This is a genomic window from Paractinoplanes deccanensis (assembly GCF_016862115.1).
Taxonomy (GTDB): Bacteria; Actinomycetota; Actinomycetes; order Mycobacteriales; family Micromonosporaceae; genus Actinoplanes; species Actinoplanes deccanensis.
Map to the genome: position 1 here is coordinate 75475 of NZ_BOMI01000145.1, position 22166 is coordinate 97640.

The following is a 22166-nucleotide window of genomic DNA, read 5'->3' on the forward strand; positions in this document are numbered from 1 at the left end:
CCTACTCCCCGGTGATGATCATGCGGACGGGGGTCGGGTCGAAGCCGTTGCACGGGTTGTTGATCTGCGGGCAGTTCGAGACGAGGACGAGCACGTCCATCTCGGCGCGCAGCGTCACCCGCAGGCCGGGCGCGGAGATGCCGTCGACGATGCCGAGGCTGCCGTCCGGGTCGACCGGCACGTTCATGTACCAGTTGATGTTGCTGACCAGGTCGCGTTTGCCGAGCCCCCACTTCGAGCCCTCGATCAGGAAGTTCTCGACGCAGGCGTGCTGGTGCTTGGTGTGGTGGCCGTACCGAAGCGTGTTGGACTCCCGGCTGCACGCGCCGCCGACGGTGTCGTGCCGGCCGACCTCGTCCGCCACGACGGTCATCAGCGGCCGCCCCTCCGACGAGCGCAGCACGCTGCCGGTGGTGAGGAAGATGCCGCCCTGCGCGGCGACCGTGTCCGGCGCCGAATAGCGCTCGGCCGTGTCCTCGGCGTTGTAGATCAGGCAGTCCACGGCCTGGTTGCCGTGCAGGTCGACGATGGCGAGCTCCTGCCCGCGGCGCACGATCGCGGACCACGGCGCGCGCGCCGCGACGGTCTGGTCCAGGACGGTGGTCACGCGATCCCCCGGGCGGTGAGGTAGTCGGCGGTGTTCAGGAAGGCCCGCTCGCCTTCCGGCGACCGCGTCCACAGGGCGTCGGTGGGCGCGGTCGGCCGTCCCCGCCAGGCCCTTATCCGTACGGGTGAGCAGGTGTACGCCTCGCGCGGGTCCAGCGGGTGCGGCACGTTGGCGAGCAGCACGATCAGCGGCATCTCGGCCCGCAGCTCGACGATCGCACCGGCGCCGGCCGACCCGAGCCAGGTGAAGGTGCCGTCGTCGCCGACGCGCACGCCCTGGAAGAACGAGATGCTCGGCGGCAGATCGCGCCGGGTGAGCCCGTGCTTGGCGGCGGCCAGGGTGAGCAGTTCCCGGCCGGCGGGCGACGGCCCGTGCGGTGCTCCGTCCCCGTACCGCTCGGTGTTGCTCCGCAGCGTTGTGGTGCCGCAAAAAGTGTCGGAGCGGTCCGGCGCGCCCGCGGTCACCGAGGCGAGCACCCGGCCCTGGTCGGAGAGAAGCAGGTGCCCCTCACCCACGTACGCCTGCCAGAGCACCTTGACGGTGTCGGCGACGTTGAAGCGCTCCCACGGCTCGTCGGCGTTGAAGGCCAGCACCGAGACGCAGGCGTCGCCGTACAGGTCGGTCAGGCGCAGCGTGGTGCCGCGGGCCAGGCGCTTGCTCGCGCAGCCGCCGCCGGGAATCGTCTCGGCCCAGGTCAGACCCTCACCGGCCGGTACGGTCGGCATGCACTCGACGACGGTGCCGCCCTGGGCTCGGGCGTGCTCGCGGGCGCCCGCCGTGGTGGCGGTGGTGGCCGTGCTCATGCGGCGTCTCCTTCGAGGGCGACGGCGGCGGTCAGCGGCAGGCTCAGGTGCAGCGAGCGGGCCCGGGTGCGGTAGCGCAGGAACGCCAGGCCGCCGACGATCAGCGCGCCACCGACGAACAGCAGCGAGAAGTAGTGCAGGTACCAGTGCGTGCCGGCCGGGTCGTAGACCTCCGGCCGCGGCCAGCCTAGGTTGAGGATCATGCCGAGGCCGTAGAGCACCGCCAGGGCGTTGACGACGATGCCGAACCGGCCGAGCGAGAAGAGCCGGCCGCCGCGCTCGGTGCTGAGGCCCTGCTCGGCGCTCGGCCAGCCCCGCAGCCGGCGGACCATGAGCGGCACCGTGACCAGGGCGTAGGCGATGTAGAGCAGGACGATGCAGACGCTGGTGATGGCGGTGAACAGCGCGGCCTGGCCGATGTTGACCAGCAGCACCGCGATCGCGCCGGCACCGACCACGATGGCCGGCACCACCGGGGTGCCGGTGCGCGCGGGCACCTTGGCGAGCGCGGCGGAGAACGGCAGGACCCCGTCGCGGGCCATCGAGAAGACCATGCGGCTGCCTGCGGTCTGGATGGCCAGCGTGCAGACCGCGATGGCGATCGCCACGTCGATCAGCAGGATCCGGCCGCCGGTCTCGCCGAGGCGGCTGGTCAGCACGTACGGCAGGCCCTCGGTGGCCAGCCGGCCGTCGGTGAGGCTCGGCGCCGCCATGAGGGCGACCAGCAGCATCAGCCCGCCGCCGACGCCGGCCGCGGCGAGCGCCCGCAGGATCGTCCGGGGCGCGGTGTGCCGCGGGTCGCGAGTCTCCTCGCTCAGCTCGCCGGCGCTGTCGAAGCCGACCACCACGTACGCCGCCATCAGCGCCGAGACCAGGAACGGCCCGACGTAGGAGAGCCCGGAGCCGGTGCCGCCGGTGTCGAAGACGACGCCCGGCCCGCGCTCGGCGTGGAACAGCAGGAGCACGATCACGGCGACCACCCCGATGATCTCCAGGGTGACGCCGGTGCTGTTGACGATCGCCATCAGCCGTACGCCGATGACGTTGACCACGGTGGTCAGCGCGATCAGGATCGAGCCGAGGATGACGGCGTTGGTGGCGCCGTCGGTCGAGGTGAGCGACGGGTCGTCGCCGACGAGCTGGAAGCCCGACCAGATCGACGGCAGCACCACCTGCAAGGCGATCGCGGCGGCCGCGACGGTGGCGATCTGCGCGATGATCATGATCCAGCCGGCGAACCAGCCGACCGTGGCGCCGGCGAGCCGGCGCGACCACTGGTAGATGCAGCCGGAGAGCGGGTAGCGGGCGGCCAGCTCGGCGAAGTTGAGCGCCACCATGAACTGGCCGGCGAAGACCAGCGGCCAGGTCCAGAAGAACGCCGGGCCGCCGAACGAGAAGCCGAAGGCGAAGAGCTGGAAGACCGTGGTGAGGATCGAGACGAACGAGAACCCGGCGGCGAACGACGCGTAGCTGCCGATGCCGCGGCGCAGCTCGGGCTCGTACCCGAAACCACGCAGGTCGGCGGCATCGGCTCTCTCGCCGGCGGGCGGCGGCAGGGTGGGGGTAGTGGACAAGACCGCCTCCTCGAAGCACCGGAATACCTGTCAGTTGACAGGTTGCGCGAGGACGCATCGACGACGGTTTCTGCGTGGTAAACGTTGGGTTGCCTGATGTAACGGCAGCGTTACCGCGGCCACGTGCGACGATGCAGGCGTGAGTTCCACACCCCCGGCCCCCACCGCCGGCCGGCCCCGATCGGGCGGCACCCGGCGCCTCCCCGCCGCCACCGCCCGCGAGGAGATCCTCGACGCGGCCGCCGAGCTCTTCGCCCAGCGCGGCTACGCCGCCACCTCCACCCGCTTGATCGCCGAGGCGGTCGGCATCCGGCAGGCGTCGCTCTACTACCACTTCGCCAACAAGGAGCAGATCCTCGCCGAACTGCTGGAGGCCACCGTCCGGCCGTCCCTCACGTACGCCGAGGAGCTGTCCACTCAGGACCTCGACCCGGCGGCCGCCCTTCAGGAGCTGGTCCGCTACGACGTCGGCGTCCTGCTCGGCGCCCGCTGGAACATCGGCATCCTCTACGCCCTGCCCGAGATCGCCACCGAGCCGTTCACCCGCTTCCGCCAGGAACGCGAACAGCTACGCCACGCCTACCGCCACCTCGCGGCCGCGGCCTCCCCCGGCGCCGCCAACCCGGACCTCACCGGCGACCTGGTCTTCGGCCTGGTCGAGAGCGTCATCGGCATGCGCCGCGACCTCACCACCCTGCCCCCGGCAGACGAGCTGAGCGCCACAGTGGCGGCCGCCGCCCTACGCCTCGCCGGCTGAGACGCCTCCTCGAATCGGCGGTGGCCGCACCCTCGCGGCTACCGCCCCTCCCTCCGCCCGGCCGGTTGAGACGCCTTCTCGAATCGGCGGCGGCCGCACCCTCGCGGCCACCTCCCCTCCCGCCGCCTCGCCGGCAGGGGCGACAGGGGCGCTCAGCCGGCGGTGCGGACCGGGCCGGTCACCAGGGACGGGAGCTGGGCCATGGCGGTGAAGATGTGGGTGGCGCCGGCGTCCAGGAGGGCCTTGGGCGGGTGGTGGGCGAGGCTGTCCGGCGGGCAGTAGCCGAAGACGGTGGCGCCGGCGGCCACGCCCGCCATGACGCCGGGGACCGTGTCCTCGACGACGGCGGCCCGGGTGGGGTCGATGCCCAGGTGGGCGGCCGCGGCCAGGTAGACGTCGGGGGCGGGCTTGCTGTGCGGCAGGTCCATGCCGCTGAACATCTTGCCGGCGAAGACGCCGTCCAGGCCGACCTTGCGGAGCTGCAACTGCACCTTGCCGAGGTCGGCCCCGCTGGCGCAGGCGATCCGGCCGTCCATCAAGGTGTTGATCTCCTCGACGGCCGCGACGGCGCCCGGGATCGGCTCGAGGGAGGCCGCCAGCGCCTCGTTGCGGCGCACGCGGAATTCTTCCAGCCACTCCTCGGTGACCACGAAGCCGGTGTGCGCGGTGATGATGGCGGTCTCGTCCCGCAGCGCGCGGCCGACGAACAGGCGGAAGCAGTCCTCCTGGCTGACCTGCCAGCCGAGCTCGTGCAGCATCGACCGGAGAACGCCGTTCGTGATGCTCTCCGAGTCCACCAGAACCCCGTCACAGTCGAACAGCACAGCGTCGAACTCGCCACCAGTCATGATCGCGACCCTACCCGCCCGCCGAAAACGTCCCGGCCGCGTGTCCCCTCGCCCGTTAGGGGTAGATAGACATCAATGGCTTCGGCGAACGAAAGGTGGAAGGCGGCGGCCGCCCTGCGGCATGCCGGGCGCCTCCTGCTCATGATCGGCTTGGCCGTGGCCGCCTATGTCGCCCTGGCCGCCTTCGACCACGCCGCCCACGCCGACGACAGCGCGGCAGACGCCGACCCGGTAACCACCGTCGTCAAGCCGGCGACCGACGCGGGTAAGAAAAGCGCAACGGGGCACGCCAAGAAGGCCCAGACCACGGTCCACAAGGCCCCCACCGAGCCCGCTTCGCCGAAGAGGGCCCGGAACGCGGTGGCGAACACAGCGCCCGCGAAGCGCGAAGTCGCGAAGTCACCGGCCGCGAAGCAGCCGGCCACGAAGCACAAAGCGACAGCCACCAAGCGAGTCCTCGCAAAACGGACGGCGGCCGCCACGAAGCAGGTAGCCGCGACAAGCACGGCGGCCGCCACGAAGCGGATAGGCGCAACAACCACGGCGGCGGTCACGAAGCGGGTAACAGCGACAAACACGGCGGCGGTCACGAAGCGGGTATCAGCGACAAACACGGCGGCCGCCACGAAGCAGGTAGCCGCAACAAACACGGTGGCGGCCACGAAGCAGGTAGCCGCGACAAGCACGGCGGCGGCCACGAAGCAGCTGGCCACGGAACAGACGGCCACGGCCACAAGGCAGGTAGGCGCGGCCACGAGGCACGTCGTCAAGAAGCAGAAGACTCGGGTGGCCTCGGCCCGAGAGACGGCCGACCAAGGGGCCCGCGCCGTGCGGGTGACGACGCACACGACGCCGCCGCCGGCCATCGACAAGGCCACGACATCGACACGCACGGTCGCCTCTACCCGGACAGCGCGAGAGGCCACCGAGGTGCTGACCGAGCGCCCTGGAACTGACGCGCTCGCAGCCCTCCCCGACCCGCCCACCATGGGAACCTCGCCGGTCGTGGCGTCGCTCCTCGCGCGGCCTCTCCAGCTGACACCGCCTCCCCTCGCGCGGCCTCTCCTGCCGGCACCGCGTCCCCTCGCACGGCCTCTCCTGCCGGCACCGCGTCCCCTCGCCCGGCCTCTCCTGCTGACACCGCCTCTACCTCTCCTTCTCTCGCCGGCCCTCGCTGAGGCTCAGGCAGCAGGTCAGATTCTCCCGTCCCTGACACCGCCATCGCAGTCGGATTTATCCGAAATATCTGGCCTGACTGTCTCCTTTGATCGCCCCACGCTGATTCCGGCCGAACTCGACGGTCCCGGACTGAGCCCCGCACTGGCCGACGCAGCCCCACTGGGTGTCGCACCGGCCGACGGAGCCCGACCGGGTGCCGCACCGGCCGACGGAGCCCGACCGGGTGCCGCACCGGCCCATCGGACCGCGGTTGGCCCCGCGCCGAATCACCCGCCACTCCCCACCTCGCCGGGACACCCCGGTGACCGCGCCGCCGGGGCGCCCGCGCGTGACTCCGGTGGCGGCAACGCCCCGCCGATGGGCACCGTCCCGTCGTCCTGGTGGCCGGATTCGCCGGCCGCCGGTGTTCGCGCGCCCGTGGATGCGGGCGCTTCCGGGCGTACCGTCCGGTATTCCGGTCCTCCCAGCTGATCTCGCGGCCGACGCCGGTGCCTCGACCCGGCGACGTGTCCTCGGCCGGCCTCCGTCAGATTCGCGCTCGGCTCCGGCCTGGAGCCGCAGCCGCGCCGGACGCCGGCATCCCACCGCGAAGCCCTGGCTGGGAGGCCATCGTGATCCGCATTCTGCTCGTCGAACCCATGACCCTGTTGCGCGGCGCCCTCGCCGCGACCCTGTCCCTGGAGGACGATCTCACCGTGGCGGCCGCGCTCGGCTGCCTGGACGAGGCGCCGGCCATGGCGCGTGCCGTGTCGCCGGACGTCGCCGTCGTCAACGTCGGGCTGCTGGCCGGGGACGGCCTGCGCCTGTTCGGCCGGCTCGGTGTGGAGCAGCCGGGCTGCGCCATGCTGGTGCTCGCCGGTCCGGACGATCCGGCGCTGCTCAACCGCGCGCTCGACGTTCACGTGCGCGGCGTCGTCGGCACCCAGGCCGCGCCCTGCGAGCTGGTGCGGGGCATCCGCCGGCTGGCTCGGGGCGAGCGGGTCATCGACGCCGGCCTGGCCGTCGCCGTGGTGGCTGCCCCGCGCAGCCCGCTGTCCGAGCGGGAGCTCGACGTGCTCAGCGTCGCCGCTTCCGGGGCACCCTCCGCCGAGGTGGCCGCCCGGCTGCACCTGGCCGCCGGCACGGTCCGCAATTACATGTCGGTGATCCTGCACAAGACCGGCGCCCGCAACCGGCTGGAGGCCGTCCGTCTCGCCGAGGACGCGGGCTGGCTGCGATGACGCACGGAAGGAGGACACCGGCCGGCTGCGACGACACGCGGAAACATGACATTTGTCAGCGATTCCGGGGACAGGGGTCACTGGGTGGGAGCCCCGAAGAAATCGACGCTTGTCGGTGTACGAAAGCATCCGACCGCAGGAGGAACCATGACTCACCGGCAACGGCTATCGATGATCGCCGTCACCCTGCTCGCGGCGCTGGGCCTCGCCGCCGTGGGCACCGCCCCGGCCGCGGCCGCCCCGCCCGCCGCGGCGCCGGGCACGACCGCGGTGCCCAGCGCGCCGGTCACCGGCACGTTCACGGACGCCGCCGGCGGCACCGGCACGTTCGCCGGCAGCTTCACGCCCACGAAGTTCTCCGCTCGGGACGGCCGGCTCATGGCCACCGGCACGCTGACCGGCACGCTCACCGACGCGGCGGGCGGCACCGTGGGCACGGCGAGCCAGGCCGTCACCGCGCCCGCGGTCATCGCCCAGGCGACCTGCGACATCCTGGACCTGGTGCTCGGCCCGCTGCATCTGGACCTGCTCGGCCTGGTGGTGGACCTCAACCAGCTGCACCTGGTCATCGACGCGGTGTCGGGACCCGGCAACCTGCTGGGCAACCTGCTCTGCGCGATCGCCGGCCTGCTCGACGGGACGCCCAGCGCCGGGGTGCTCGCCGCGATCCTCAACGCCCTGCTGGCCCTGCTCGGCCAGCTCTGACCCGGCCGGGCCGCCCCCTCCGAGCGGAGGGGGCGGCCGGTGACATCAGGAGATCGCGACGTCGTCGTAGTAGACGGTGCCGGTGTTGTCCCCCGACTTGAGGTGCAGCTGCACGCTCGCCGCGCCGGCCGGCGCGACCGCGTCCACCGACAGCTTCGTCCAGCTGGAGTTGCCGGTCGGCAGCCGGTTGGACGTGTGCTGGCTGATCCACGTGCCGCTGATGGTGAACCAGCTCATCGAGATCTCGGTGATGCCCGTGGCGGCGACACCCCGGGCGTACGCCTCCGCATGCCACTGCTGCCCGGCCTGCACCGGGGTGATCGGCGAAGTGACCAGCGACGGCAGGTTGCTGCCGGCGCGGGTGGTGCCGGAGAACCGGGCCGACTGGCTGCCGGTGCGCGGCGACTCGGTGGTGATCACCGCGGCGCCGGCCTGCGGCTGGTACTGCCGCCACGGCGAGTCGGCGGCGGCGGCCTCGAAGCCGAGGTTGAGGATGCTGTTGGACGTGGTGCCGGTGGTCCACGCGTCGTCGACCACGGAGGCGGCGATCTTCGGGCTGGCGTCCGTACGGTAGAGACCGAACTTGTATTGCGCGGGTTGCGTGGACACCGTGGAGTTCGGCGGGATGGCGCCCTGCGCGAAGTCGTTGAGCGTCCACGGCGCGACCGAGCCGACACCCGCCTCCGCGGCGGCCCGGAAGACCCGGGCCAGGTAGGCGCCCTGCTCGCCTTCGGTGCCCGAGACGGTGCTGACCCCGGTCTCGCCGATGACCATCGGCGTGGGGGCCACCGCGTCCTGTGCACGCCGGATCTCGGCGAGCGACCGCTCCGAGGCGCCGTAGAAGTGGAAGTCGTAGTAGTCCAGCGGCGTGCCGGCCAGCTGCGCCTTGAGGGTGGCCATGCCGGTGGCGCCGCTGGTGCCGTCGACCGTCAGGGTGAGCGGCATGGTGGGGGCGGTGGTACGGACCGCCGGGATCAGCTGCCGGGCCCAATTGATCGCGGTGGCGTCGTTCGGCGGGATCTCGTTCTTGAGCTCCACGGCGATGACCCGAGGGTCGTTCGCGTACGGCGCCAGCAGGGTCTGCGCCCAGGCGATGCTGTTGGCGACGTCGGAGTAGCCGGACCACCAGTCGAAGAGGGTCAGCTTGACGTTCAGCCCGTTGGACTCGGCGACGTCGATGACGGTGTCGAGCTTCTGGGTGTACGCGGCGGAGGGCACCGGATAGCCGAACGTCTGCGGGAAGACGATGACCCGGACGGTGTCCGCGCCGAGCCAGGCGGCCTGGTTGAGGTCGGCGTGCACGCGTATCACGTCGAAGTTGGTCCACATGAACGTCCAGCCGGCGTTCGACGGGTAGTAGTTGATGACGTTGGCGTTCTGGACCGCAGCCATCCGGCTCGCGAGGGTGGGCGCGGCGTGGGCCGGTGAGCTGGGCAGCAACATGGTGATCAGCATGGCGCCGACCAGGACGCCGGCGCGGAGGGGGAGGGTGCGCATGCGGGAACCAAGCCTTCACGGGGGGGCGACCGGAGGCACGGCGGAGCGCTCGGGCCTTCAGTCGTCAAGGGGCACCCAGGCGGGTCGTCGTTGAGTGACCGTCCGGTGCGGGATTGATGCGAAAGGGCATCTATCGACGACAGTAAGCACCGGCACGCGGGTGAGGCAATGACTACTGTGTGCCACAACCTCGCTCAGAGGTACTTGGCGAGGGTGGTCGCGATCTCGGCGCGCATCGGGTCGGGGTTGGCCCAGCCCCAGTTGGGGTGCGCCCGGTTGGTCATCAACGACAGCACCAGCTTGCGCCGGGGGTCGACCAGCAACGACGTGCCGGTGAACCCGGTGTGACCGAACGTCGTGGGCGACGACAGCGTGCCCATGAACCAGGGCTGGCGCAGGGTCACGCCGAGGCCGTGGTCGGACGGGCGGCCGGGCCGCTCCGGGTCGACCGCGGGCAGGCCGGCGTTGTGGTTGGCCAGCATGTCCTTGACGATCGCGGCGGACAGCAGGCGCTTGCCGCCATAGACGCCGCCGGCCAGCAGCATCTGGCCGGTCAGGGCGACGTCACGGGCGGTGCCGAACAGGCCCGCGCTGCCGATGACGCCACCCATCTGGGCGGCGATGTCGTCGTGCACGGTGCCGCGGAGCAGGCCCCGGGACGTACGGGCGTCGGTGGCGACCAGCCGCGCCGCCTGGTCGGCCGCGGAGAGCCACTTGCGCGGGTTGAAGCCCATGTACCGCAGGCCCATCGGCGCGGTGATGCCGTTGCGGATGGCGACGTCGAGGGTGGTGCCGGTGACCTTTTCGACGATCTGGCCGGCGACCATCAGCCCGACGCTCGAATAGCGGAACGTCCTGCCCGGGACGGCACCGCTGACCAGCGGGGTGGCGAGCACCTTGGCGCGCTGGGCGGCGGGGGTCAGGCCCTTGACCCCGGTGGCGCCGACCGGCAGCCCGCTCGTGTGGGTCAGCAGCATGCGCACGGTGACCGCGCCCTTGCCCGTGCCCGTGAAACCCGGCAGGTAGCGGGCGACCGGCGCGTCCAGCGCGACCTTGCCCCGGTCGACCTGCTGGAGCAGCGCCATCGAGGCGTACACCTTGGTGAGCGACGCCAGGTCGAAGATGGAGTCGGCGCGCATCGCCACCCGCTTGGCGGCGGGCAGCTCGACCGGGCCGGCGCCGTAGCGCAGCGCGTGCCCCACCGCGATCGTGGCCGTGGTCGAGTTGTTGACCATGACGATCAGGACGGCGCCGGCGTAGGTCGGGTGTTTGGGGTTGGCGGTGGTCGGCTTCAGATATTTGGTGAGCACGGCCCGGAGCGGCGCGACATAGGCCGGTGCCGCCGCAGCGGCCGCGCCGCCACCCGTACCGCCGGTGGTCTGCCCGTCGATCCAATCGTTGTTGTCGCGGCCGCAGCCGGTGACGGTGGCGGTGAGCGCGGCGGCTCCGGCACCGAGGACGTGGCGGCGACTCAACGACATGGCCGAGATCATGCCAAGGCCGGGCCCCGGCGGCAATGGCGATCTCAGGAGGGAGTCACGAGGCGGGTCTCGTAGGCGACGACCACGGCCTGCACCCGGTCGCGGAGGCCGAGCTTCGCCAGGATGCGGGCGACGTGGGTCTTCACCGTCGCCTCGGACAGGAAGAGACGGCCGGCGATCTCCACGTTGCTCAGGCCCTGGGCGACCAGCGTCAGCACCTCGCGCTCGCGGGGCGTGAGGGCGGCGAGGTCGCGGTGCGGAACCGACTCGCGGGGCTCGGGCGTGGTGAAGCGCTCGACGAGCCGGCGGGTGATGCTCGGCGCGAGCAGCGCGTCGCCGTCGCGGACGATGCGGACCGCGGCGACCAGGTACTCCGGGGTGACGTCCTTGAGCAGGAAGCCGCTCGCGCCCAGGCCGAGCGCCGCGTAGACGTAGTTGTCCAGGTCGAAGGTGGTCAGCATGATCACGCGGGGCGGGTCGTCGCCGGCCAGGATGAGGCGGGCCGCCTCGATGCCGTCCATGGCCGGCATGCGGATGTCCAGCAGCACCACGTCGGGGGCGGTGCGCCGGACCGCCTCGACGGCCTCCGCGCCGTTCTCGGCCTCGGCGACCACGTCCATGCCGTCCGCCGTGAGGATCATCCGGAAGCCGGCGCGGACGAGCGCCTGGTCGTCGGCGATGACGACGCGCAGCGGCTCAGCCATCGAACCTCGCCAGTGGCAGGTGGGCCCGCACGCGGTAGCCGCCGGTGAGCCGGGCGGCGGCCTGGAGCGTGCCGCCGTACACGGCGAGCCGCTCGCGCAGCCCGGCCAGGCCGCGGCCGGTGGACGTGGCGGACGCCGGGGTCGGCTCGCCGCCGGTGTCGGTCACGGTGATGCGCAGCTCGTCCGGCGCGTAGGTGACGTCGACCGTGGCGCGGGCGCCGGCGGCGTGCTTCACGGTGTTGGTGAGCGCTTCCTGCACGACGCGGTAGGCGGCGAGCTCCAGCCCGGCGGGCAGGGGCTGCCGCTCGCCGCTGGTGGTGACGGTGACGTCGACACCGGCGTCGCGCACCCGGTCGATCAGCGGCGGCAGCTGGGCCAGGCCGGGCTGCGGGGTGAGGGTGTCGTCGTCGTCCGCCGCCAGCAGGCCCATGACGCCGCGGAGCTCGCCCAGGGCCGCCCGGCCGCCCTCCTCGACGGCCAGCAGGGCGTCGCGGGCGGCCTCGGGCGCGCTGTCGAGCACCTTGCGGGCCGCGCCGGCCTGGATGACCATCATGGACACGTTGTGGGTGACGACGTCGTGCAGCTCGCCGGCGATGCGGGCGCGTTCCTGGCGGGTGGCCTCGCGCAGCGCGTCGGCGCGCTCGCTGCGCAGCCGGTCGGCGCGCTCGCGCCAGGTGCGCATGCCGTGCACGGCCAGCCCGATGGGCAGCAGCACCAGGAACGGCACCCAGCCGACCGGGACGATCGGCACGGCCAGATCGGGGAACGAGCTGTAGAGCAGCGCGGCCAGCGGCAACGCGGCCAGGGCCCACATCCGGTACGGGCTGTACGCGGCGGCGGTGTACCCGGCGATCACGCAGGCGTAGAAGGAGACGCGCAGGATGTCGGTGCCCGGGGTGTCCCCCTCCAGCGCCACCACCGTGACCCCGAGGATGACCATCAGCGTCGTCAGCGGGAAGCGGCGGCGCACCAGCAGCGGCAGGATCGCGGCGATGGCGACCCAGCCCGGCCCCTGCGCATCGCTCAGCTCGACCGGGCCGGGGCCGAAGGGCGGCCGGGGAATCGGGGGCGCGTCCGGCATGCCGGGCAGCGGCACCCGCGCCGGGGCGTCGCCGCTGGTCTCGAAGAGGTGCCCGGTGATGTCGGTGCCGCTGAGCGCCACCACGACGAAGACGGCGACGAGCAGCACGTCGAAGGCCCAGTTGCGGCGGGTCAGCCGCGGCTGCGGCCCGGAACGGCGCAACAGCCGGCCGACCGGAGGCAGCGGCGGGAAGCGGGTCACCGGCCCATTCTGTCCGGGCGGCTCCACCGTACGCATCCACCGCTCGACTACGCCGCGAGGATGACCCCCGCGGCGAAAGGCGCTCTCGCGGCCGACGCCCGATGCGGCCGGGCGTCCCTAGCGTCCCTGACCATGATTGACGTCGCAGATGTGAGCCGCCGTTACGACGGGGGCCAGGCCGCCCTCGACCACCTGAGCCTGCACGTCGCCGAGGGCGAGTGCCTGGCGCTGCTCGGCCCGTCGGGCAGCGGCAAGTCGACCCTGCTCAACCTGATCGCCGGCCTCGACCGGCCCACCGAGGGCACCGTCACGGTCGGCGGCACCCGCGTCGACCGGCTGAGCGAGGCCGCCGCGGCCCGCTACCGCCGCGCCACCATCGGCCTGGTCTTCCAGTTCTTCAACCTGATCGACGACCTCACCGTCACCGACAACGTGCTGCTGCCCGCGCAGATCGCCGGCCGGCCCGCCACCCAGTCGCGGCGGCGCGCCGCCGAGCTGCTCGAGACGCTCGGCATCGACCGGCACGCCGGCGCCTATCCCGGCCGCCTGTCCGGCGGCGAACGGCAGCGCGTGGCGGTCGCGCGGGCCCTGATGAACCGGCCGCCGCTGCTGCTCGCGGACGAGCCGACGGGTGCGCTCGACACGGCGTCGGGCGCGGAGGTGCGCAAGCTGCTGGTCGACCTGCACGCCGACGGCCAGACGATCGTCCTGGTCACCCACGACGAGGTCCTCGCCGCGACCGTGGCGACGCGCACCGTGCGCCTCGTCGACGGGCAGGTGGCGGGCGCATGAGCGCGATCCGGACCGTGGTGCGCGGCGCGCAACGGCGCCGCGTCTCCACCATCGTGATCATCATGGCGACGGCGATGGCGGTGACCGCCACCGTCCTCGCCGGCCTGCTGCTGGCCGCGTCGTCGGCGCCGTTCGCCAACGCGTTCGCCCAGCAGCACGGCGCGCACCTGACCGCGATCTTCGACGCCGCGAAGACGACGAAGGACCAGGCCGCCGCCACCGCCGGCCAGGCGGAGCAGACCGCCGGCCCGTACCCCGTGACCACGGTGACCGCGACACCGCAGGGCGCACCGCCGGGTCCCGGTGGCCCGCAGCTGAAGGTCGTCGGCCGGGCGGACCCGGGCGGCGACGCGATCGACAAGGTCACGCTCCTGGCGGGACGGTGGGCGCGCGCCGCGGGCGAGATCGTGGTCGCCCGCGGTGACGTCAGGATCCCGACCGGGATCGTCCTGCGCCTGGAGGACGGGTCCACGCTGACGGTCGTCGGCGAGGCCCGCTCGATCAGCCAGACCGCGCAGGCCTGGGTGACGCCCGACCAGGCGGTGGCGCTCGGGCAGACCGGGTGGCAGATGCTCTACCGGTACGCCGACGCGAGCTCCGAGACCGCGATGACCGCCCACGAGGCCGCCCTCGGCGCGGGCGCGCAGACGCAGTCCTGGCTGGACGTCCGCAACGACGCCGCACACCGCACCCAGCTCTTCGTGCCCCTGCTCAGCGCGTTCGGGCTGATCGGCCTCGCCCTGGCCGCCCTGGTCATCGGCAACGTCACGGCGGGCACCGTCGCCTCGGCCACCCGCCGCATCGGCGTCATGAAGGCGCTCGGGCTGACCCCGGCGCAGGTGGTGCGCGCCTGCCTGGTGCAGGCCCTGATCCCCGGCCTGATCGGCGCGGTCCTCGGCATCGTCGCCGGCGACCTGCTCGCCATCCCGCTGACCGCCGACGTCGCCGACCTGTTCGGCACCGTCCCGATGTCGGTCACCCCGTGGGTCGACGCCGCCGCGATCGTCGCCGCGATCCTGCTCATCGCCGCCACCGCCGCGCCGGCCGCGTGGCGGGCCGCCCGCCTGCGCACGGTCGACGCGCTCGCCGTCGGCCGCGCCCCGCACAGCGGCCGGGGCCGCGTCGCCGCCCGCCTCGCCGCCCGCACCCGGCTGCCGAGACCGGTCAGCCTGGGGCTCGCCCAGCCGTTCACCAGGCCCGCCCGGCTGCTGGCCATCCTGCTGACGGTCGGCCTCGGCACGGCGGCGGCCACCTTCGCCATCGGCCTCGCGAGCTCGCTGCGGGAGATCCAGGCCGCCGCCGAGAAGCCCGACACCTCGGCCGACGTGCTCGTCATGCCGATGGACGACCGGGACCTGCGCCCGATCGTCGCCGCCACGCCGGGAACCGGCCGCTACTACGGCCGCGGACCCGCCGACATCGCCGTCGACGGCCTGCGCGAGCCCGCCCGCGGCACGATCACCAGCGGTGACGCGCGCTGGGCGGGATACGAGATGCTCGACGGCCAGTGGTACACCGGCCCGGGCGAGGCCGTGGTCAACACCGCCTTCCTCACCGCCACCGGCAAGAAGATCGGCGACACGGTCACCGGCGCCGGCCACGAGCCGCTCACCCTGGTCGGCGAGGTGTTCGACGGCAGCGCCAACAACCACCTCTACACCGACCAGGCCAGCGTCCCCGCCGGCGTGGTGCGGGGCTTCGAGTGGTACGTCGAGCTCACCCCCGGCACCGGCCGCGACACCTACATCGCGGCGCTGCGCAGCCAGAACGTCGCCGCCGAGGCCACCGGCAGCGAGGGCCTGGACGGGACGCTGATCCTGCTCGACTCGCTCACCGCCCTGCTCACGGCGCTGCTGGTCTCGGTCGCCGCGCTCGGCGTGCTCAACGCGGTCGTGCTCGACTCGCGCGACCGGGTGCACGACATCGGCGTACACAAGTCCGTCGGAATGACCCCGAGACAGACCGCCGTGATGGTCATCGCCTCGGTCGGCGTCCCCGGCCTGCTCGGCGGCGTCCTCGGCGTCCCGGCGGGCTACCTGCTGCACCGCTGGGCCGTTCCCGCGATGGCCCACGGCGCCGGCATCCGCCTCCCCCAGAGCACGATCGAGGTGTACGGGGCGATCCTGCTCGCCGCCCTCACCCTGGCCGGCCTGGTCCTCGCGGCCGGCGGCGCCCTGCTCCCGGCGGGATGGGCCGCCCGCACCCGCACGGCGGTCGCCCTGCGCACCGAGTGATCCACCGCCGGCGAGGCGCCCGCTTCTAAACGGTCAGGATCCTGCCGTTCGGTCCCTGCTTGGTGGTCGTGCCCGCGAGATCGGGCGCCCCGCTGCCGAGCAGGGCCGGCACGGTGCGCGGCCACCGGTAGGCGCCGGTCGCTCGGAACATCGGTCTGCCTCTCTCCTTCGTAGGCGGTCTGCCCGAGGCGGACGAGAGAGCACAGCGGCTGATACGAACTGCCGGCTAACTGCCGTAGCAGCCGAACGCCGCGGCGGTGGGGTCGCCGTCGAGGCCGGAGCGGGCGGCGGCCAGCGCCTCGGCCGGGTGGGCGCCGGCGGCCAGCCCGCGGTGCAGGGCGGCCATCAGCTCGTGGGCGGCGGCGTCGCGGGCCGGCAGCACGGCGGCCAGGACCGTGGTGGTGCCCAGGCCGAGCAGGGCGGCGGTCAGGCCCATCAGCTCCTCACCCGGGTGTACGGCGGAGAGCCCCAGGTCGCAGCAGGACAGCACCACGGTGGACGGCGCCCGGGTGAGCCGCTCGAGGTCGTACACGGTGAACGGGCCGTCGGCGAGCGTGACGTGCGAGAACATCGGGTTGTCGGCGCGGAAGACGCCGTGCGCGGCCAGATGGGCCAGGCGGGCGCCGTCGAGGGCCGCGCGGACCGCCCCGGCCGTCGCCGCCGCGCCGAGCAGCACGGTGGCGCCCGGGTGGGTGGGGCGCAGCCGCAGCACCTCCGGCTCGGCCTGCTCCAGGCCGGGACCGGCGGCCAGCACCGTGTGCCCGGCCGGCCGCGGCGCCGATGCGGCGGTCAGCCAGCCGGTGGCCGAGGGCGCCACCACGAGCGGGCGGCCCCGGCAGGTCGCGGTCATCGGCCACGGCGTGGCGTGCAGGGCTCCGGACGGTACGAGGACCAGCCCGTCCGCCCCGGCCAGCGCGTCGCGCAGCGGGGCGAAGACCAGGCCGTCGAGGCGGCTCGCGGCGTGCCGGGCGCTCGCCTCGGCGGCGCGCCGGGTCGCCGCGGTGCCGCCGCGCAGCAGCAGCCGGCGCAGCGCGAACCGCAGCGCCGCCGACTCGGCCAGCACCGGCGCCGCCGGGCCGAGACAACGCAGCGCGGCGCCGGCGGCGGAGAGCGCGACGGCGTGCAGCACGCCGTCCACCTCGGCCAGCTCGACCAGCGCACGGTCGCCGAGCCGCTCGGCCAGCCGCTCGGCGAGGTGGGCCGGGTGGGCGGCGTCCGGCCGGTCGCCGCTCGCCCGCCAGACCCGATGACGGATGCGCTCCTCGACCGCGCGCAGTTCGCGGCCGCTGCCGCCGCCGTCCCGCGCCGCGATCAGCCGGAGCCGGTCGAGGTCGGCGGCCAGCTCGGGGTCGTCCGGCGCCCGGGTCGGCGGCAGGCGCAGGGCGACCGCGCGGCGGCGCTCCGCCCACCACAGCACCGAGCGGGGCCGGCCGCCGCGCAGCGCCAGCCGCATGCCGGTGGTGACCAGGCCGTCCGCGTAGCCGCCGGCGAGCGACCGCAGCTCGGTGGCGCCGAGCGCGGCCTGATAGTCGTCGAGCACCCGGATGCCGGCGCGCAACGCCCGCCGCGCGCCGGCCGTGTCCCCCTCGGCGTCGCGCAGCAGGGCGGCCGCGTGCCAGGCGCGGGCACGCTGCTCAGCCGGGCCGCGCCGGGTCGCGACCAGCACCTCGGGCAGTTCGGCGGCGGCGCCGGGCCGGCCGGCCGCGAGCCCGGCCGCGTGCAGGCGCGCGTCCAGGGCCGGCGCCGGCCAGCCGGCCGCGGCCAGGTCGGCGGCGACCGCGCGGGCGGCGCGCAGGCCGCCCGCCCCGGACCGGATCGCCACGTAGCGGGCCAGCGCCGCCCAGGCCGGGAGCCGCTGCCGGCGGAACGACCGGCGCGCCGCCTCCGCCTCGGCGCGAGCGGCCGCGAGGTCACCCGCGGCGAGGGCGACGCGCGCGTGCATCAGGCGCGCCTGCGCCTCGTACAGCATCATCCGCCCGCCCCGGGCCACGGCCGCCGCCTCCTTGGCCGCCGCGAGCGCCTCGGGCAGCAGGCGCGCGTGCAGGAAGAGCTCGCAGCGGCCGATCAGCGCGAGCGGCGCGCGGCCGTGCACGCGCAGGTACTCGTCGGCGCGGTCGTACCAGTGGATCGCCGCGAGCAGGTCACCGGCGCGGGCCGCGGCGAAGCCGAGGTTGTGCTCGACCTGGGCGACCGCCAGCCGCTGGCCGAGCTCGTCGTACAGGTCGCGGGCGGCGAGCAGGTCGGCGCGGGCCGGCCCGGTGGACGCCCGGTAGACGTGCAGCACGCCCCGGTTGGTCAGCGCCCGGGCCAGCCAGAGACGGTCACCGGCCGCCTCCAGCTCGCGTACGGCCGCGGTGTAGCCCGCCATCGCCACGTCGAGGTGGCCGAGCCGGTCGAGGATCAGCGCCCGCTGCATGTGCAGGCGGGCCGCGTCGAGGCCGCTCAGATGCGGCGCGGCGGCGTCGATCTCGGACAACGCGCGGGTCGGCCGGCCCGCCTCGGCCAGCACCAGGGCCAGGCTCATCCGGGCCCGGGCGGCGACGTCCTCTCCCCCGGCGCGCCGGCCGGCCCGGACGGCGTCGCGCAGGTGGCGCAGGGCCGCGGGCGCGTCGCCGCGCTCGCGGGCGGCCAGGCCCAGCGCGCGATGAGCTGTCGACTCGGCCGCGGGATCACCGGCCGCGCGGGCCGCGTCACGGGCCCGGACGGCCAGGCCGGCGGCTCGCACCGGATCGGCGGTGACCGATTCCAGCGCCTCCCGAGCGACCTCCGCGGGGTCCGGCACGAAATTTCTTGTATCACGACGCCGACAGAGCCGTCTGTCCCCTGAAGAGCCTGTCTACTGTGTCGGAAGAGGAGCCCATCATGCCCACCGAAGCGCGCCTGGCCACCTATCGCACCCGCCGCCGGCAGCGGCTGGCGGCCCAGCCCCGGCTGCGCTCCACCCGGTCGCCCGGCGGCGGCCTCGCCTGGCACGTCGCCGGCGAGCTGCTGGTCCTCGACGAGGGCCGGCGCGCCGCGGAACGGCACCTGGCCGGCGGCGGCGCCGACAACACCGGCGACGAGGAGCTGATCCCGGGCATTCGGCGGTACATCGCACCCCACGCCGACCTTCCGGAGACGATCGCGGCCGTGCGCGCGGAGGCCGGTGACCGGGTCGTCGCGCCCAACCACGTGCTGCTCTCCGCCGGCAACGCGTACAACCACGGTGGCCCGTACGGTCCGCCCGAGCCGGCCGGCGCCGCCCAGCTGCGCCGCCCCGCCCCGCCGCACGGCCGCGTGCCCGTCGCCGTGGTCGACACCGGCCTGTGGCAGGACAGCCCGCTGCCCGGCTCGCTGCACGCCCGCGGCACCGTGGAGATCGAGACCGACACCGACGTCGACCGCGACGGCGTGCTCGACGGCGACGTGGGCCACGCCAACTTCATCGCCGGCGTGATCGCGGCGAACACGAGGCGCGCCGACATCAGCGTGATCCGGGTGCTGGACACCTTCGGCGTCTGCACCGAGGACGAGCTGATCCGCGGGCTGGGCCGGGTCGGCGACGACTGCCGGGTGGTCAACCTGTCGCTGGGCGGATACACCGACGACGACCTGCCGCCGCTCGGCCTGCAACGGGCCCTGGAGGCGCTGCTCGCCACCGGCGACCGGGTGGTCGTGGCCGCCGCGGGCAACGACGGCAACACGGTCGACCCGTTCTGGCCGGCGGCGTTCGCGGCCACCGACGACCGGGTCGCCGCCATCGCCGCGCACGACGGCGCGAAACGGTGCTCGTGGAGCAACTCCGGCGACTGGGTCACCGCGGACGCGCCGGGCGAGGACGTCACCAGCACGTACATCAAGCACCCGGCGTTCCCCACCGGCTGGGCGCAGTGGAGCGGCACGTCGTTCGCCACGCCGTACGCCGTGGCGGCCGTCGCCGAGCGGATCGCCGCGGGCAGCGACGCGCGGCGGGCGCTGCGCGACGCCGTACGCGAAGACCTGGTGCTGTCATGACCGGCGTGGCAGAGCTGGTGGGCGCCGCCGCGGCCGGCGACAAACGGGCCTGGAGCGACATCGTCCAGCGGTACGCCGGCCTGGTGTGGTCGGTCGCGCGCGGCTTCCGGCTCAGCGCCTCGGACGCCGCCGACGTCAGCCAGCTCACCTGGCTGCGCCTGGTGGAAAACCTCGCCAAGATCCGCAACCCCGAGGCGCTCGGCGCGTGGCTCGCCGCCACCGCCCGCCGCGAATCGATCAACCTGCTGCGCCGCCGCGAACGCCCCGCCGACGGCGTCACCTTCGCCGGCCTGCACGACGAGGGCCCGGCGCCGGGCCACGGCCTCCTGCTCGCCGAACGCGACCAGGAGCTCTGGCGGGCCTTCGACCAGATCTCCGCCCGCTGCCAGGGCCTGCTGCGGCTGCTGGTCATCGAGCCACCCCGCGGCGGCTACGGTGAGGTCGCCGACCGCCTCGGCATGCCGGTCGGCAGCCTCGGCCCCACCCGGGCCCGCTGCCTGTCGGCCCTGCGCGACGCCCTCACCGGATCGGGGGCACGGTCATGACCGATCCGCTCGTCTCCCGCCTGGAGGCCATGCTCGACGGCGTCGACCCGGTGCCCTCCGAGGTGGTCGAGGCGGCCCTGGCCGCGTACGACTGGCGGGACCCCGACGCTCAGCTGGCCACGCTGGTCGACACCGCGACGGCCGCCACCACCACCGCCGGCGTCCGCGGCGACGGCGGCACGCTGCGCACCTTCCAGGCCGGCACCGTGGAGGCCGACATCGAGACCAGCAGCGACGGCGGCAGCGTGGTCCTCCTCGGCCAGCTGGCCCCACCCAGCGCGATGACGGTCCGAGCCGAACAGCCCGGCGGAGTGCGCGAGACCCAGTCCGACGAGTGGGGCCGTTTCGCGTTCCAGGGCTTGACTCCGGGCCCGCTGCGCCTGTCCTTCGGCGGCGCCCGCACCCCATGGATGGTCGTGTAGGACGTGTGGACCGTCCTCAGGCCGACCCGTCAAGGTCGCGTGCGATCCATCCCGGTGTGTCGAAACGGATGGGAGCCGAGCCGACCAATTGCGTCAATTGCCTTTCGAGAATCGCCAACTCCGCAGCGCCCAGCTGTCGTTCCCATTGTGTGCGCAACTCGTCGAAAATGGCTTCACCTTGATGCATGACCTCGAAGCCGAGCGGCGTGACCTGTAGGCGCTTGCGGCGGGCATCGCGGGGATCGGGCTGACGAACGACATAGCCGCGTTCCAGCAGAACGGCGATGGTCTTGGCCGCCGACTGCTTGGCGATCGAGAGGTGACGGCCCAGGTCGGACGCGCTGTCGGCGCCGGCCGCGATGGCGCGCATGGCGAAGTCATGGACGGGCCGGACGTCCCGGTGACCTCGGCGAGCAAGCTCCTCCGTCGCGGCATCGACGAGGACCCGAAAGCCCCCCAGCAGCAACAACGCGAGATCAGCACCGGAACGAGCCATGCCACGACGCTACGACACGACGCCTGGACAAAGACAGCCAGGGTGTCTATCGTTCGGATCGACAGCCTGGCTGTCTTTTTGAGGAGAAGCATGGCGACCGTCCGTACACCGCAGGGCATCACGCACCACCGCGCCGACGTCAACGGCACCAGCCTGCACTACGTCAGCGCCGGCACCAGCGGCTCACCGATCCTGCTGGTCCACGGCTTTCCCGAAAGCTGGTGGGCCTTCCACAAACTGATTCCCCTGCTGGCCGCCACCCACCAGGTCTTTGCCGTGGACCTGCGCGGCTTCGGCGACTCCGGCAACGCCCCGGGGGTCTACGACAGCGCGACATCGGCCGCCGACCTGCACCACCTGATCGCTCACCTCGACGTCGGACCCGTCCATCTCACCGGACAGGACATCAGCGGAGCGACCGTCTTCCGCCTGGCCACCACGCACCCCGGGGACGTGCGCAGCCTCACCGCCATCGAGATGGGCCTGCCCGGATTCGGCCTGGAGGCGCTGGCGGACGTGACGCACGGAGGCGCCTGGCACATCGGCGTCCTCGCCGCCCCGGGCATCCCCGAGCTGCTGCTCACCGGCCGCGAGAGAGAGTTCCTCAGCCAATACGCATTCCCGTCCATGACCGCCGTACCGCAAGCGATCCTGGACATCGATATCGAGGAATTCTCTCGCGGCTACGCACGACCCGGCGGCTGGCGCGGCGCCGCCGGCCTCTACCAGTCGATGCTGCGGGAAGGACCCGACATCAGGAAACTCGCCGAGTCGCCCGGCCTCAACCAGCCCGTCCTCGCGGTCGGTGCCGGAGGCGGCCCGTTCACCCGCGCCACCATGTCACAGGCGGCCGCCACGCCAATCAGCTCAGTTCACTTGGACGGCGTTGGCCATTACGTCGCCATGGAAGCCCCCGGCGAACTGGCGGAAGCAATACTGAGCTTCGTCGACAACGTCGATGAGACCTCGCCCCACGCCTGACCCGACAGCAAAGCGCAGGCGCGGGAGACGCCGGCATCGGTCGCCG

At 73.6% G+C, this 22166-nt stretch carries 21 protein-coding genes; 9 read left to right on the forward strand and 12 right to left on the reverse strand.

Annotated features, from left to right (window positions below; translation table 11 throughout):
* Position 1 precedes the first annotated feature (1 nt).
* Genes Ade02nite_RS35085 through Ade02nite_RS35095 form a run of 3 tightly spaced genes read right to left on the reverse strand, consistent with a single transcriptional unit; the run spans position 2 to position 2984 of the window.
* A complete protein-coding gene (locus tag Ade02nite_RS35085) occupies positions 2–607 on the reverse strand; it encodes an urea amidolyase associated protein UAAP2 (RefSeq protein WP_203773208.1) in 606 nt (201 codons plus the stop codon).
* Entirely contained in the window at positions 604–1410 is an 807-nt protein-coding gene (locus Ade02nite_RS35090) for an urea amidolyase associated protein UAAP1 (RefSeq protein ID WP_203773210.1), read from the reverse strand. Before Ade02nite_RS35090 ends, Ade02nite_RS35085 begins: the two co-directional genes overlap by 4 nt.
* The gene (locus Ade02nite_RS35095; RefSeq protein ID WP_239169280.1) at positions 1407–2984 is read right to left on the reverse strand and encodes an amino acid permease; all 1578 of its coding nucleotides are present in this window, start codon (positions 2982–2984) and stop codon (positions 1407–1409) included. The genes Ade02nite_RS35090 and Ade02nite_RS35095 overlap by 4 nt, the downstream gene beginning before the upstream one ends.
* A gap of 139 nt (positions 2985–3123) precedes the next feature.
* Between Ade02nite_RS35095 and Ade02nite_RS35100 the strand changes: the two genes are divergently transcribed.
* Positions 3124–3741 (forward strand): TetR/AcrR family transcriptional regulator, encoded by a 618-nt coding sequence (locus tag Ade02nite_RS35100; protein ID WP_203773212.1) that lies wholly within the window; start codon positions 3124–3126, stop codon positions 3739–3741.
* A gap of 152 nt (positions 3742–3893) precedes the next feature.
* Here the strand turns inward: Ade02nite_RS35100 and Ade02nite_RS35105 are convergent, their stop codons facing one another.
* Complete coding sequence (locus Ade02nite_RS35105) at positions 3894–4589, reverse strand: HAD family hydrolase (protein ID WP_203773214.1); 696 nt, start codon at positions 4587–4589, stop codon at positions 3894–3896.
* Positions 4590–4753: 164 nt separating this feature from the next.
* Entirely contained in the window at positions 4754–5482 is a 729-nt protein-coding gene (locus Ade02nite_RS35110) for a hypothetical protein (protein WP_203773216.1), read from the reverse strand.
* Positions 5483–6379: 897 nt separating this feature from the next.
* Here Ade02nite_RS35110 and Ade02nite_RS35115 point away from each other — a divergent pair.
* Positions 6380–6988: a response regulator transcription factor gene (locus Ade02nite_RS35115; RefSeq protein ID WP_203773217.1), complete on the forward strand. Its 609-nt coding sequence runs from the start codon at positions 6380–6382 to the stop codon at positions 6986–6988.
* A 147-nt stretch (positions 6989–7135) separates the two neighbouring features.
* Positions 7136–7693, forward strand: a complete 558-nt coding sequence (locus Ade02nite_RS35120) for a hypothetical protein (RefSeq protein ID WP_203773219.1) — start codon at positions 7136–7138, stop codon at positions 7691–7693.
* Between the two features lie 45 nt (positions 7694–7738).
* Here the strand turns inward: Ade02nite_RS35120 and Ade02nite_RS35125 are convergent, their stop codons facing one another.
* From Ade02nite_RS35125 to Ade02nite_RS35140, 4 genes are all read right to left on the reverse strand, one after another.
* Positions 7739–9190: a cellulase family glycosylhydrolase gene (locus Ade02nite_RS35125; protein WP_203773221.1), complete on the reverse strand. Its 1452-nt coding sequence runs from the start codon at positions 9188–9190 to the stop codon at positions 7739–7741.
* Positions 9191–9384: 194 nt separating this feature from the next.
* Positions 9385–10671: a serine hydrolase domain-containing protein gene (locus Ade02nite_RS35130; protein ID WP_203773223.1), complete on the reverse strand. Its 1287-nt coding sequence runs from the start codon at positions 10669–10671 to the stop codon at positions 9385–9387.
* Between the two features lie 44 nt (positions 10672–10715).
* Positions 10716–11375 (reverse strand): response regulator, encoded by a 660-nt coding sequence (locus Ade02nite_RS35135; RefSeq protein ID WP_203773225.1) that lies wholly within the window; start codon positions 11373–11375, stop codon positions 10716–10718.
* On the reverse strand, positions 11368–12657 hold the full coding sequence (locus Ade02nite_RS35140; RefSeq protein WP_239169281.1) for a sensor histidine kinase: 1290 nt from the start codon (positions 12655–12657) through the stop codon (positions 11368–11370). Before Ade02nite_RS35140 ends, Ade02nite_RS35135 begins: the two co-directional genes overlap by 8 nt.
* A gap of 126 nt (positions 12658–12783) precedes the next feature.
* Here Ade02nite_RS35140 and Ade02nite_RS35145 point away from each other — a divergent pair, with 126 nt between their 5' ends.
* Together Ade02nite_RS35145 and Ade02nite_RS35150 are read left to right on the forward strand one after the other, a co-directional pair.
* Positions 12784–13449, forward strand: a complete 666-nt coding sequence (locus Ade02nite_RS35145; protein WP_379038334.1) for an ABC transporter ATP-binding protein — start codon at positions 12784–12786, stop codon at positions 13447–13449.
* Positions 13446–15683 (forward strand): ABC transporter permease, encoded by a 2238-nt coding sequence (locus tag Ade02nite_RS35150; protein ID WP_203773231.1) that lies wholly within the window; start codon positions 13446–13448, stop codon positions 15681–15683. The genes Ade02nite_RS35145 and Ade02nite_RS35150 overlap by 4 nt, the downstream gene beginning before the upstream one ends.
* 25 nt (positions 15684–15708) lie before the next feature.
* Here the strand turns inward: Ade02nite_RS35150 and Ade02nite_RS50435 are convergent, their stop codons facing one another.
* Entirely contained in the window at positions 15709–15834 is a 126-nt protein-coding gene (locus Ade02nite_RS50435; protein ID WP_275409971.1) for a hypothetical protein, read from the reverse strand.
* 75 nt (positions 15835–15909) lie between these two features.
* The gene (locus Ade02nite_RS35155; protein ID WP_239169284.1) at positions 15910–18207 is read right to left on the reverse strand and encodes a CHAT domain-containing protein; all 2298 of its coding nucleotides are present in this window, start codon (positions 18205–18207) and stop codon (positions 15910–15912) included.
* A 338-nt stretch (positions 18208–18545) separates the two neighbouring features.
* Between Ade02nite_RS35155 and Ade02nite_RS35160 the strand changes: the two genes are divergently transcribed.
* The 3 genes from Ade02nite_RS35160 to Ade02nite_RS35170 are packed head-to-tail and all read left to right on the forward strand — an operon-like array spanning position 18546 to position 20643.
* On the forward strand, positions 18546–19676 hold the full coding sequence (locus Ade02nite_RS35160) for a S8/S53 family peptidase (RefSeq protein WP_203773235.1): 1131 nt from the start codon (positions 18546–18548) through the stop codon (positions 19674–19676).
* Complete coding sequence (locus Ade02nite_RS35165) at positions 19673–20221, forward strand: RNA polymerase sigma factor (protein WP_203773237.1); 549 nt, start codon at positions 19673–19675, stop codon at positions 20219–20221. The genes Ade02nite_RS35160 and Ade02nite_RS35165 overlap by 4 nt, the downstream gene beginning before the upstream one ends.
* Positions 20218–20643 carry a hypothetical protein gene (locus tag Ade02nite_RS35170; RefSeq protein ID WP_203773239.1) on the forward strand — a complete coding sequence of 142 codons (426 nt, stop codon included), beginning with the start codon at positions 20218–20220 and terminating at the stop codon, positions 20641–20643. The genes Ade02nite_RS35165 and Ade02nite_RS35170 overlap by 4 nt, the downstream gene beginning before the upstream one ends.
* Positions 20644–20659: 16 nt before the next feature.
* Here Ade02nite_RS35170 and Ade02nite_RS35175 read toward each other — a convergent pair whose 3' ends face one another.
* A complete protein-coding gene (locus Ade02nite_RS35175) occupies positions 20660–21139 on the reverse strand; it encodes a MarR family winged helix-turn-helix transcriptional regulator (RefSeq protein WP_203773241.1) in 480 nt (159 codons plus the stop codon).
* Positions 21140–21229: 90 nt separating this feature from the next.
* On the opposite strand from Ade02nite_RS35175, the gene Ade02nite_RS35180 reads away from it, so the two are divergent.
* A complete protein-coding gene (locus tag Ade02nite_RS35180; protein WP_203773243.1) occupies positions 21230–22120 on the forward strand; it encodes an alpha/beta fold hydrolase in 891 nt (296 codons plus the stop codon).
* The last annotated feature ends 46 nt before the right edge of the window (positions 22121–22166 follow it).